Annotated in this window: 13 protein-coding genes; all 13 read right to left on the reverse strand. The window is 62.4% G+C overall.

What is annotated here, in order from left to right; genetic code table 11:
* Nucleotides 1-25: 25 nt before the first annotated feature.
* Entirely contained in the window at nt 26-817 is a 792-nt protein-coding gene (locus tag FHW75_RS09435) for an amidohydrolase (RefSeq protein WP_019098669.1), read from the reverse strand.
* Nucleotides 805-1,953 carry a pyridoxal phosphate-dependent aminotransferase gene (locus FHW75_RS09440; protein WP_183673534.1) on the reverse strand — a complete coding sequence of 383 codons (1,149 nt, stop codon included), beginning with the start codon at nt 1,951-1,953 and terminating at the stop codon, nt 805-807. Before FHW75_RS09440 ends, FHW75_RS09435 begins: the two co-directional genes overlap by 13 nt.
* A gap of 149 nt (nt 1,954-2,102) precedes the next feature.
* On the reverse strand, nt 2,103-3,566 hold the full coding sequence (gene der, locus FHW75_RS09445) for a ribosome biogenesis GTPase Der (RefSeq protein ID WP_016713195.1): 1,464 nt from the start codon (nt 3,564-3,566) through the stop codon (nt 2,103-2,105).
* Nucleotides 3,567-3,682: 116 nt separating this feature from the next.
* Nucleotides 3,683-4,825, reverse strand: coding sequence for an outer membrane protein assembly factor BamB (gene bamB / locus FHW75_RS09450; protein WP_016713196.1), 1,143 nt, complete (start codon nt 4,823-4,825; stop codon nt 3,683-3,685).
* Complete coding sequence (locus tag FHW75_RS09455) at nt 4,826-5,467, reverse strand: tetratricopeptide repeat protein (RefSeq protein WP_016713197.1); 642 nt, start codon at nt 5,465-5,467, stop codon at nt 4,826-4,828. It lies immediately after the preceding gene.
* A 38-nt stretch (nt 5,468-5,505) separates the two neighbouring features.
* Entirely contained in the window at nt 5,506-6,795 is a 1,290-nt protein-coding gene (hisS, locus tag FHW75_RS09460; RefSeq protein ID WP_016713198.1) for a histidine--tRNA ligase, read from the reverse strand.
* 25 nt (nt 6,796-6,820) lie between these two features.
* Nucleotides 6,821-7,930, reverse strand: a complete 1,110-nt coding sequence (gene ispG / locus FHW75_RS09465) for a flavodoxin-dependent (E)-4-hydroxy-3-methylbut-2-enyl-diphosphate synthase (protein ID WP_016713199.1) — start codon at nt 7,928-7,930, stop codon at nt 6,821-6,823.
* Nucleotides 7,931-7,933: 3 nt separating this feature from the next.
* Nucleotides 7,934-8,968 (reverse strand): RodZ domain-containing protein, encoded by a 1,035-nt coding sequence (locus tag FHW75_RS09470; RefSeq protein ID WP_025753809.1) that lies wholly within the window; start codon nt 8,966-8,968, stop codon nt 7,934-7,936.
* Nucleotides 8,965-9,726, reverse strand: coding sequence for a type IV pilus biogenesis/stability protein PilW (gene pilW / locus FHW75_RS09475; RefSeq protein ID WP_019098531.1), 762 nt, complete (start codon nt 9,724-9,726; stop codon nt 8,965-8,967). The genes FHW75_RS09470 and pilW overlap by 4 nt, the downstream gene beginning before the upstream one ends.
* A gap of 14 nt (nt 9,727-9,740) precedes the next feature.
* A complete protein-coding gene (gene rlmN, locus FHW75_RS09480; RefSeq protein WP_161751437.1) occupies nt 9,741-10,886 on the reverse strand; it encodes a 23S rRNA (adenine(2503)-C(2))-methyltransferase RlmN in 1,146 nt (381 codons plus the stop codon).
* 28 nt (nt 10,887-10,914) lie between these two features.
* A complete protein-coding gene (ndk, locus tag FHW75_RS09485) occupies nt 10,915-11,340 on the reverse strand; it encodes a nucleoside-diphosphate kinase (protein ID WP_016713203.1) in 426 nt (141 codons plus the stop codon).
* 88 nt (nt 11,341-11,428) lie between these two features.
* Entirely contained in the window at nt 11,429-11,629 is a 201-nt protein-coding gene (gene iscX, locus FHW75_RS09490) for a Fe-S cluster assembly protein IscX (RefSeq protein ID WP_016713204.1), read from the reverse strand.
* 10 nt (nt 11,630-11,639) lie between these two features.
* Entirely contained in the window at nt 11,640-11,981 is a 342-nt protein-coding gene (gene fdx / locus FHW75_RS09495; RefSeq protein ID WP_016713205.1) for an ISC system 2Fe-2S type ferredoxin, read from the reverse strand.
* Between the last annotated feature and the right edge of the window lie 2 nt (nt 11,982-11,983).

Consider the following 11,983-nt stretch of genomic DNA (forward strand, 5'->3'; position numbering starts at 1 on the left):
CCGGCGATAGGAACAGTTCAGGCCGTCAGTGAAGCTCGAAGGTATCGGCATCCAGGTTGGCCGGGAACTTGGCCCGGTAAGCCGCCAGCTCCGCCGCGCTCAACACTGCAGTGAACACCCCGTCCGCTTCCCCGGCACTGAGCAGGCTCTCACCCTGGAAGTCCAGCACCTGGCTATCGCCCGAATACGCAAAGCCTTTGCCATCCGTCCCCACCCGGTTAACCGCTGCCACATAGCACAGGTTCTCGATCCCCCGCGCCGGCAGCAGCCGGTTCCAGTGTTGGCGCCGCGCAGCCGGCCAGTTAGCGGTGTACAGCAGCAGGTCGGTGTCCTGGGCATCGCGGCTCCACACCGGGAAGCGCAGGTCGTAGCAGATCAGTGGGCGAATTCGCCAGCCCTTGAGCTCGAACTGGACCTGGCGCTCGCCCGGGGTGTAGTGCTTGTGCTCACCGGCCATGCGGAAAAGGTGGCGCTTGTCGTAATGCAGAATTTCGCCATCCGGCCGCGCCCACAGCAGGCGGTTGCGGTGGCTGCCGTCAGCGGCCTGGATGATCACGCTACCGGTAATCACCGCGTTGCATTTCTTCGCTTGGGCCTTCAGCCACTTGTAGGTCGGGCCGTTCTCCGGCTCGCACAGGCTTTCCGATTGCATCGAGAAACCGGTGGTGAACATTTCCGGCAGGATTACCAGGTCCACCTCGCCCACCTGCTCCAGCAGCACCTCGAAGTGCGCATAGTTGGCCTCGCGGTCGTGCCAGGCCAGGGTGGTTTGCACCAGGGCGACTCTCAGGTTCGGCAGTGTGCTCAAATCGCGCATAGTCGTTCCGCTGCCTGACGCAGCGTCTCCTCTCGTTTGGCAAAGCACAGGCGGACCAGGCGTTGCTCGGGGATGGGTTGCTGGTAGAACACCGACACCGGAATGGTCGCCACACCGTGCTCGCGGGTGAGCCACAGCGACATGTCGACATCGTTCAGGTCCGGGCGGATCTGCGAATAGTCCACCAGCTGGAAATAGGTACCCGCCGTGCGGGTGAAGCTGAACCGCGAACCGTCCAGCAAACCGCAGAACAGGTCACGCTTGGCCTGGTAGAAGGCCGGCAGTTCATCGATGTGCTCGGGGTGCTCGGCCATGAAGTCGGCCAGCGCACATTGCAAAGGCGTCACGCCGCAGAAGTTGACGTACTGGTGAACCTTGCGCAGCTCCGCGCTCAGCGCCGGGGGCGCGATCACGTAGCCGGTCTTCCAGCCGGTCACGTGGTAGGTCTTGCCGAACGAGCTGACCACGAAGGCGCGTTGATACAACTGCTCATGGGCCAGCACGCTGGCGTGGCGTACGCCGTCGTACACCAGGTGCTCGTAGACCTCGTCGCTGACCAGGTAGATATCACGGTCGGCAATGAGTGCCGCCAACTGGTCGAGGTCTTCGCGGGTAATCAACGCGCCACTGGGATTATGCGGCGAGTTGAGAATGATCATGCGCGTGCGCGGGCTCAAGGCATCGCTGAACTTCTGCCAGTCGATGCGGAAGTCGCCGTCGCTGAGTTGCACATGCACGCAGCGGCCACCGGCCAGCTCCACGGACGGCTCGTAACTGTCGTAGCAAGGGTCGAAGACGATGACCTCGTCACCCGCATGGACCACAGCCTGAATGGCACAGAAGATCGCCTCGGTGGCACCGGGGGTGATGGTCACTTCCTGGTCCGCATCCACCTTGGCGCCATACAGGCGCTCGACCTTGGCTGCCACCTGCTGGCGCAGGGCCGGCAGGCCGGTCATGGGCGAATACTGGTTGTGCCCGGCAGCCACATGCTGGCCCACTGCATCGAGCAGGGCCTGCGGGCCGTTGAAATCAGGGAAACCCTGGGACAGGTTGAGCGCACCGGTCTGCACGGCGAGCTGGGACATGGTGGTGAAGATGGTCGTGCCGACGTTCGGCAGTTTGCTGCGGATCATGGAGCCCTCTTTCCTGGGGTGTATCCGGCACGGGGTGGAGTCCGAGCATAGCGGATCGGGCGGTCAGGAAAAAGGTTGAAACATTAGGGGCATTGCTTTGGATCAAACGGCCTCTTCGCGAGCAAGCCCGCGAAGAGGCTGAGGCGGAATCAGCGCTTGTCGCGGCGCTTCTTCTCGGCCTTCTTGTGGTGCGACATCAGGCGGCGCTTCTTGTTGACCTGGCGGTCGGTGAGGGTGTTCTTCTTGCCCTCGTACGGGTTCTCACCGCCCTTGTACTCGATGCGGATCGGCGTACCGACCAGCTTCAGCACACGGCGGTAGGTGTTCTCCAGGTAACGCGAGTACGACTTCGGAATTTTCTCGGTCTGGTTACCGTGAATCACAATCAGCGGCGGGTTGGCCCCCCCCAGGTGGGCATAGCGCAGCTTGATGCGGCGACCGTTCACCAGCGGTGGCTGGTGCTCGCTCACGGCGTCTTCCAGGATCTGCGTCAGCCGGCTGGTAGGCCAACGGGTTACCGCCGACTTGAACGCGGCCTGCACCGACTTGTACAGGTTACCCACGCCAGTGCCATGCAAGGCGGAGATGAAGTGGATGTCGGCGAAGTCAACGAAGAACAGCCGGCGCTCCAGCTCGGTCTTCACGTAGTCGCGTTCGCCGGGCTGCATGCCATCCCACTTGTTCAGGGCGATGACGATGGCGCGGCCCGCTTCCAGGGCAAAGCCCAGCAGGTTCAGGTCGTGGTCCACCACACCTTCGCGGGCGTCCATGACGAAGATCACCACGTTGGCGTCCTTGATCGCCTGCAGCGTCTTCACCACCGAGAACTTCTCGACTTCCTCGTGGATCTTGCCGCGTTTGCGCACACCGGCGGTGTCGATGAAGGTGTACTTCTCGCCATCGCGTTCGAACGGGATGTAGATACTGTCACGGGTGGTACCCGGCTGGTCATAGACCACCACGCGCTCTTCACCGAGCATGCGGTTGACCAGGGTGGATTTACCCACGTTCGGGCGGCCGATAATGGCGATCTTGATGCCATCTTTCTCGCTCGGGCCAGGGATGCGCACAGCTTCTTCGCCTTCGGCGACTTCGGCGTCCAGGGCTTCTTCGACCTGGTCGCGCGGCAGGTGGCCAAGCACGGCCTCCATCAGCGCGTTGATGCCACGGCCCTGGGAGCCCGCCACCGGAATGGCGTTGCCCATGCCCAGCGGCGAGAACTCGGCGCGAGCTACGTCGGCGTCGATGTTGTCGATCTTGTTAGCGACCAGAATCGCCTCTTTGTTGCGCTTGCGCAGGTGCTCGGCAATCATCTGGTCGGCGGCGGTCATGCCGGCGCGGGCATCGACCAGGAACAGCACGTAGTCGGCTTCTTCGATGGCCATGAGCGACTGCTCGGCCATTTTCTCGTCCATGCCCACTTCGTCACCGGTAATACCACCGGTGTCGATCAGGATGAAGGAACGACCCTGCCAGCTGGCATCGCCATACTGGCGGTCACGGGTCAGGCCCGACAAGTCACCGACGATGGCATCGCGGGTTTTGGTCAGGCGGTTGAACATGGTGGATTTGCCGACGTTCGGGCGGCCCACCAGGGCAATTACGGGAACCATCGGCTCTCCACTCTCGAATTCTTGAAAATGCAAAGGCCGCTGCAAGGCAGCGGCCGGAGTACGGGCGGCGTGTCCTACGCCGCAGCTTGAAGCCCGCCAAGGCTTCAAGCATAGCTTCAGCGGATGGTCAGTGCCTCGAGCTTGCCGCTGTTGCCGAAGACGTAGATGGTGTCGCCGACCACAAGTGGGCGGGCGCGCAGGCCATCGCTGTCGATACGCTCACGGCCGACGAAGCGGCCATCGACCTGGCTCAGCAGGTGCAGGTAACCTTCAAAGTCGCCTACCGCTACGTAGCTGGAAAACACTTCCGGCGCCGACAGCTGGCGGCGCGCCATGGTGTCGTTGGTCCACAGGGCGCTGGAAGTGCGCTCGTCGACGCTTTCCACGGTACCCGACGCTTCGCTGACGTAGACATTGCCGAAACCTTGGGCAACGCCCACGTAGCTGGACGCATCACGCTGCCACAGCACACGGCCGCTTTCCAGGTCCAGGCCCGCTACACGGCCCTGATAGGTGCTGACGTAGAGGGTTTCACCGGACAGCAGCAAGCCGCCATCGATGTCGACCACACGGTCCAGCTCGGAACGGCCTTGTGGAATGGCCACACGGCTTTCCCACACTGGCACGCCGTTATTGATGTCCACCGCCACCACCTTGCCAGTGGACAGGCCGGCAATGGCCAGGCGGTTGGTGGCAATCGGGGCACCGGTGCCACGCAGGGTCAGTACGGCCGGGGTGTTTTCGTAGATCCAGCGGCGGTCGCCAGTAGCGGCATCCAGGCCAATCAGGCGGTCGTCCTGGGTTTGCACCACCACCACATCACCGTTGTTGGCAGGCGGGGCCAGCACTTCGCTGGTCACGCGGGAGCGCCAACGCTCTTCACCGGTGCTGGAATCCAGGGCAATCACTTCACCCTTGAGGGTGCCGAGCATGACCAGGCCATAGCCCACGCCAACTGCGCCGGAAACCTGCAGCTCCAGGTCCTTCTTCCACACGACATCGCCAGTGATGCGGTCCAGGGCGAACACTTCGCCGTTGACGTCGGAGGCGTAGATACGGTCGTTCTCGATGGCCGGCACCAGGGTGTTGTAGGTTTCACCCTGGCCGTCACCGATCGAACGGCTCCACTGCTTCTTCAGCACCACTTCCTCGGTGAACTTGGTCAGCTCGGCCGGAGGCAGTTCCTTCTTGCTGTTGCTGCTGCAACCTGCGGCCAGCACGGCCAGGGTCAGCACTGCTGCATGTTTCCAACCGATCACTTACGCGTCCCCTTTAGCCAGGTCATCCAGCTTCAATTGCAGGCCACCGACTGCCGCGTCATCGGACAGCGCAGCCTTGGCTTTTTCGTAAGCGCTGTGTGCGTCGGCGGCACGGCCCAGTTGCACCAGCAGGTCACCTTTCAACTCTTCACGGCTGGCCAGGAAGGCTTTGTCGGCATCACCGTCAAGCAGCTTGAGCGCGTCTTCGGCCTTGTTCTGGGCGGCAAGCACGCGAGCCAGACGCTGGCGCGAAATCTCGCCCAAGGTCACGTCGGCCGGCTTGTCCAGCACACTTTTCAGCTCGGCAGCGGCGTCGTCGAGCTTACCGCTCTCGACTGCCACCTTGGCCACGAACAGGCTGCCGTACTGGGCGTAAGCAGTACCGCCAAACTCGCTCTTGAGCTTGCCGGCCAGTTCCGCGACCTTGGTGGCGTCTGGCTGGCCAGTCGGCGTCAGGCTGGTCTCAAGCAACGCCTGATACAGCTGCGAGGCACCTTGCGACTGGTTGTTCTGGTACTTGTGCCAGGTATTCCAGCCCAATACCACCACGCCGGCCAGCAATGCGCCGGTCAGCAGCGGCTTGCCGTTGCGATTCCACCAGTCCTTGACCCCTGCCAGATCATCATCATCGGTACTCGACACCCCAATACTCCTTTTCGCCTATTCGTTGTTGAACCGCGTTACGCCTGCGCGATCGCGGTTTCCAGGTGCTCTGCCAGAGCATCCCAGGCAATGTTCTGTTGTTCGCCCTGGCCACGCAGGGGCTTCAAGCCGATTTCTTGCTTGGCCAGCTCGTCGTCGCCCAGGATCAGGGCGAACAGCGCGCCACTCTTGTCGGCTTTCTTGAACTGGCTCTTGAAGCTGCCACCACCGGCGTTTACCGCCAGGCGCAGGCCCGGCAGGCGGTCACGCAGGCCTTCGGACAGGCGCAGACCTGCCAGTTCGGCCTGCTCACCAAAGGCGCACAGGTAGACGTCGATCTGGCGGCTGATGGACTCCGGTACCTTGCCAAGGGTTTCCAGCAGCAGGATCAGGCGCTCGATACCCATGGCGAAACCAACGCCGGTGGTCGGCTTGCCGCCCATCTGCTCGACCAGCCCGTCGTAGCGGCCGCCGGCACACACGGTGCCCTGGGCGCCCAACTTGTCGGTGACCCACTCGAACACGGTCTTGCTGTAGTAGTCCAGGCCACGTACCAGCTTGGTGTTGATCACGAACGGAATGCCGGCTGCGTCCAGGCGGGCCTTCAGGCCTTCGAAGTGCACGCGGGACGCTTCGTCCAGGTAGTCTTCCAGCTTCGGCGCACCCACCAGTACCGCCTGGGTGTTCTGGTCCTTGCTGTCGAGAATGCGCAGCGGGTTGCTCTTCAGGCGGCGCTGACTGTCTTCGTCCAGCTGCTCCAGGCGTGCCGAGAGGAACTCGACCAGCGCGTCACGGTAGCGTGCACGGGCCTCACTGGTACCCAGGCTGTTGAGCTCCAGCTTGACCGCGTCCTGGATGCCCAGCAGGCCCCACAGGCGCCAGGTCAGCATGATCAGCTCGGCATCGATGTCCGGGCCGTCCAGGTTGAACACTTCCACGCCAATCTGGTGGAACTGGCGGTAGCGGCCTTTCTGCGGGCGCTCGTGGCGGAACATCTGGCCGATGTACCACAGTTTCTGCACCTGGCCATTGCCGGTGATGCCATGCTCCAGCACGGCACGCACGCAAGCGGCGGTGCCTTCAGGGCGCAAGGTGAGCGAATCGCCGTTGCGATCCTCGAAGGTGTACATCTCTTTTTCGACGATATCGGTCACTTCACCGATCGAGCGCTTGAACAGCTCGGTGAACTCGACGATCGGCGTACGGATCTGGCTGTACCCGTAGGTGTCCAGCAGCCCGGCCACGGTGCCTTCGAAGTAGCGCCACAGTGGCGACTGTTCTGGCAGGATGTCGTTCATGCCACGGATGGCTTGCAGCGATTTGCTCACGAATAGTCCTTACGAATTCTGTGTGTCAGCCACGGGCGATCAGCGCCGCATCGGCTTCGGCCTTTTCGGCCGCTTTCTGGCGGATGAGTTTTTCCAGCTCATCGACCAGGTTGTCATTGGTCAGCTTCTGCGCAGGCTTGCCATCGATGTAGATCAGGTTTGGCGTACCGCCGGTCAACCCTACATGGGCTTCCTTGGCTTCGCCCGGGCCGTTGACCACGCAACCGATCACTGCCACATCCAGCGGCACCAGCAGGTCTTCAAGGCGCCCTTCCAGCTCGTTCATGGTCTTGACCACATCGAAGTTCTGCCGCGAGCAGCTCGGGCAGGCGATGAAGTTGATGCCACGCGAGCGCAGGTGCAGCGACTTGAGGATGTCGTAGCCGACTTTCACTTCTTCGACCGGGTCGGCCGCCAGCGAGATACGGATGGTATCGCCAATGCCTTCGGCCAGCAGCATACCGAGGCCGACGGCGGATTTCACCGTCCCCGAACGCAGGCCACCGGCTTCGGTGATGCCCAGGTGCAGCGGCTGCACGATCTGCTTGGCCAGCAGGCGGTAGGCTTCGACGGCCATGAACACGTCCGAGGCCTTGACGCTGACTTTGAAGTCCTGGAAGTCCAGGCGGTCGAGGTGCTCGACGTGGCGCAGGGCCGACTCGACCAATGCGGCCGGGGTCGGCTCGCCGTACTTCTTCTGCAGGTCTTTTTCCAGGGAGCCGGCGTTGACGCCGATACGGATCGGGATACCACGGTCGCGGGCGGCATCGACCACGGCGCGTACACGATCTTCACGGCCGATGTTGCCGGGGTTGATGCGCAGGCAATCCACGCCCAGCTCGGCCACACGCAGGGCGATCTTGTAATCGAAGTGGATGTCGGCGACCAGCGGCACGCTGACCAGCTGTTTGATCTTGCCGAACGCCTCGGCGGCGTCCATGTCCGGCACCGATACACGCACGATGTCCACGCCGGCATCGACCAGGCGCTGGATTTGCGCCACGGTGGCGGCCACATCGTTGGTGTCGGTGTTGGTCATGCTCTGCACAGCGATGGGCGCATCACCACCCACCGGCACATTGCCGACCCAGATTTTGCGGGATTCGCGACGTTTGATCGGAGATTCGCCGTGCATGACTTACTGTCCCAACTTCAGGCGAGCGGTCTCGCCACTGGTGAACGGGGCAACATCGACGGCCTGGCCGTTGTAGCTGACCTGGGCGCCACGGGCAAAGCCCAGACGCACCGCGAACGGCGGCTTGCCGGTCAGTTCGAGGTTGTCCCCCTTGCGCTTGATGGCGCTGAACAGCACCTTGCCGTTGCCATCGGACACCTGGGTCCAGCAATCGGCGGTGAACTGGATGGCGACCTTGGCGCTGCCTGCCGGTACTGCGGCTGGCTCGGTGACAGCCACGGCCGGCGCCGGTGCGGCAGGTGCAACAGCGGCCGGTGCCGGGGTAGCCGGTGCTACCGGGGTAGCCACTGCAGCAGGTGCAGGCTGCGCGGACGCTGGCTGGGCCGGTGTCGGCGCAGGCACTGCAGCAAGGGTTGGCGCCGGGCTTGCCGGTGCCTGTTCAGCAGCGGCGGCGGGCTGTTCGGCAGCGCCCTGCTCCAGCGCCAGCGGTGCGCTTTCGGCTTGCTGGCCAGCGGAAACAGCCTGGTCTTCAGGCTCATCGAGCGGGTGAATCTGGGTGGTGCCGTCGGCACTTTCGACTTCGACGTGCTCCAAAGCAATCTTGGCCAGGTCCTTGCCACGCAGGCTGCCCTGGTCCTGCCACCAGACGAAGCCGCCACCGACCACCGCCACCAGCAACAGCAGGCTGACACCGCGCAGAATGTTGTGCGACAGGCGCACCGGCTCTTCGATACGGCCCAGCGAGTGCACCTCGCTGCCTTTGGCGTGGGTGCCGGTGTAGCGGTCGAAGGCCTCTACCAGGGCGGCCTGGTCGAGGTCCATGAGCTTGGCATAGGCGCGAATGTAGCCACGGGCAAACGTATGCCCTGGCAGCTTGTCGAAGGCGCCGGTTTCCACGTGGTTCAACGAACTGACAGTGAGGTTGAGCTTGCGGGCCACCTCGGCTTGAGACCAGTCCCGTTTCTCACGGGCCAGGCGCAAAAGCTCACCGGGGTTCTGGCCAGGCGCTACTGCTACTTCGGGATGCGCGGCGTTCATCGTTGCTCCGACAGGTATTGCTGATATTCCGGCGTACCGGGATAAAGTCGTTGTAATTGCTGGCCCATCTCGGCCAGTGTGCCCTGCTCGTCGAACACCCGGGCAAGGCGACTGCCCAGCAGCAGGCTACGGGCATCGTGGTCGCTCAACTGGCTGAAACGATCGTAGTAGTCCCGGGCCGGCACATAATGCCTGTTTTCGTAGGACAACTCAGCCATTTCCAGCAACGCTTTCGGTTGCCGCTGGTTGAGTTGCAACGCTTTCAGCAGGTAAGCATGCGCCTGGTCGCGGCGATCGAGCTTCAGGGCAGTCAGGCCCAGGTTCTCGTACACGCGTGAGCGCTCAGGATACAGGGTATCGGCGCTGGCCAGGCGAAACATCTGCTCGGCCTCGGCAAATCGCCCCTGAGCATAAAGGAAACTGCCGTAATTGTTGCGCATTCGCGTGTCGCCGGCGCGGGCTTGCAAGGCCTTGCGAAAGTGGGCTTCGGCGAGTGCCGGCTCACCTTCGGCCTGGAATACCAGCGCCAGGGCCGCGTGCGCGTCGGCATCGGTGCTGTCGAGGGCCAGGGCCTTGCCCAGTGGCGCCTTGGCCTGCGCGGTCAAACCCTGTTGCAAATACCCCAGGCCCAGTTGCACATAAGCCCGCCCCGCCTCTGCCCTGCCCTGGCGGCTGGCCAGGGGGTCGCTCGCGCCGCCCGACACACAGCCGGCCAGCAGCAAGAGCGCAAGGATCGACAGCGCGGCGCGCAGGCTCATGGGCAAAGTCCCGGTCAGTGGCTGGCGGCGCTGTCTTGCAGCTCGACGTCCGCGGAGAGCTGGCGCACAGCGATGTAGCGCTCGCTACGGCGGGTGCGGTCGTTGACCTGGCCGACCAGCTGACCACAGGCAGCATCGATATCGTCACCACGGGTGGTGCGGGTGGTGACGTTGAAGCCACCGTGGTGCAGCAGGTCCTGGAAGCGACGAATGGCGTTGTTGCTTGGCCGCTCGTAGCCCGAATGCGGGAACGGGTTGAACGGGATCAGGTTGATCTTGCACGGTACATCGCGCAGCAATTCGATCATTTGCGCGGCATGCTCAGGCTGGTCGTTGACGTCCTTGAGCAGGGTGTACTCGATGGTCAGCACGCGCTTGCCACCCAGGGTGGACATGTAGCCCATGCAAGACTCCAGCAGCACTTTCAGCGGGTACTTCTTGTTGATCGGTACCAGCTTGTTGCGCAGTTCGTCGTTCGGTGCGTGCAGCGACAGGGCCAGCGACACGTCGATGTGCTTGGCCAGCTCGTCGATCATCGGCACCACGCCCGAGGTGGACAGGGTAACGCGACGCTTGGAAATGCCATAGCCCAGGTCATCCATCATGATTTTCATGGCGGCGATGACGTTGTCGAAGTTCAGCAAGGGCTCGCCCATGCCCATCATCACCACGTTGGTAATCGCGCGGTCGATTTTGGCAGGGACGGTCCCGAAGGATTTGTTGGCAAGCCACACCTGGCCGATCACTTCGGCGGCAGTGAGGTTGCTGTTGAAGCCTTGCTTGCCAGTGGAGCAGAAACTGCAGTCCAGGGCACAGCCGGCTTGCGACGATACGCACAAGGTGCCGCGGTCGTCGGTAGGAATGTAGACGGTCTCGACGCAGCTGCCGGAGGCAACGCGGATCACCCACTTGCGGGTACCGTCGGCGGAAATGTCTTCACTGACCACTTCCGGAGGCCGAATCTCGGCAACGGCCTCGAGCTTTTCGCGCAAGACCTTGCCTACGTTGGTCATGGCCGCAAAGTCGGACACGCCAAAATGGTGAATCCATTTCATCACCTGGCCGGCACGGAAGCGTTTTTCCCCGATCGAGTCGAAGAATTGTTCCATTTCCGGCTGGGTCAGACCCAACAGGTTGATTTTGCCAGTAGATGTCGTCATGGATTCACCCTCACCCGTAAGCTTTCGCTTAGCGAGTGGTTACCTCGGTAGCAGCAAAGAAGTAAGCGATTTCGCGAGCAGCAGCAGCTTCGGAGTCCGAACCGTGAACGGCGTTGGCGTCGATCGACTCGGCGAAGTCAGCACGGATGGTGCCTGGAGCAGCTTCTTTAGGGTTGGTAGCGCCCATCAGCTCACGGTTCAGAGCAATGGCGTTTTCGCCTTCCAGAACCTGAACAACAACCGGGCCGGAAGTCATGAAGGCAACCAGGTCACCGAAGAAGCCGCGCTCGCTGTGCTCAGCGTAGAAGCCTTCGGCTTCGGCTTTGGACAGTTGCTTGATTTTCGAGGCAACGATTTTCAGGCCGGCTTCTTCGAAGCGAGTGGTGATCTTGCCGATGACGTTTTTGGCAACGGCGTCAGGCTTGATGATCGAGAAAGTACGTTGAACAGCCATGGAAAACTCCAGAATATGAGTGACACGAAAAATTAAACCCGCGAATTATACGCGGGTTCCGGGGGATTGCCTAACCTGCAAGTGACGCTTAGTCGGCTTCGTCGATCCAGGCAGCCTGGATGGCCTCGAGCACTTTCTCACCGCCGCGTGACGGATCGTCGCTGAACTCTGGCAATGCCAGCACCCAGCGGTGCAGGTCTACGAAATTCACATAACGAGGATCGACCTCAGGCTTGCTTTCTGCAAGCTGAATGGCGATCTCAAGTACATCAATCCATTTCAGGCTCATGGTGCAAACCTCAGTGCGGCGCTTCAGCGGCGTGGTTGAGCGAGTACTTGGGGATCTCGATGGTCAGGTCTTCGTCAGCGACGACCACCTGACACCCCAGGCGCGACTGCGCTTCCAGGCCCCAGGCCTTGTCCAGCATGTCTTCTTCCAGCTCGTCGGCTTCTTCCAGCGAGTCGAAACCCTTGCGCACGATGCAGTGGCAAGTGGTACAGGCCTTGACGCCGCCGCAGGCACTTTCCATCTCGATGTGATGGTCGTGGGCCAGTTCCAGGATATTGGTCCCGGTCGGCGCCTCCACGGTCAGCCCCTCGGGGCAGAACTTCTCATGCGGCAGGAATGTCACCAGCGGCATCG

It is taken from the genome of Pseudomonas sp. OG7 (genome assembly GCF_014192825.1).
Lineage (GTDB): Bacteria > Pseudomonadota > Gammaproteobacteria > Pseudomonadales > Pseudomonadaceae > Aquipseudomonas > Aquipseudomonas monteilii.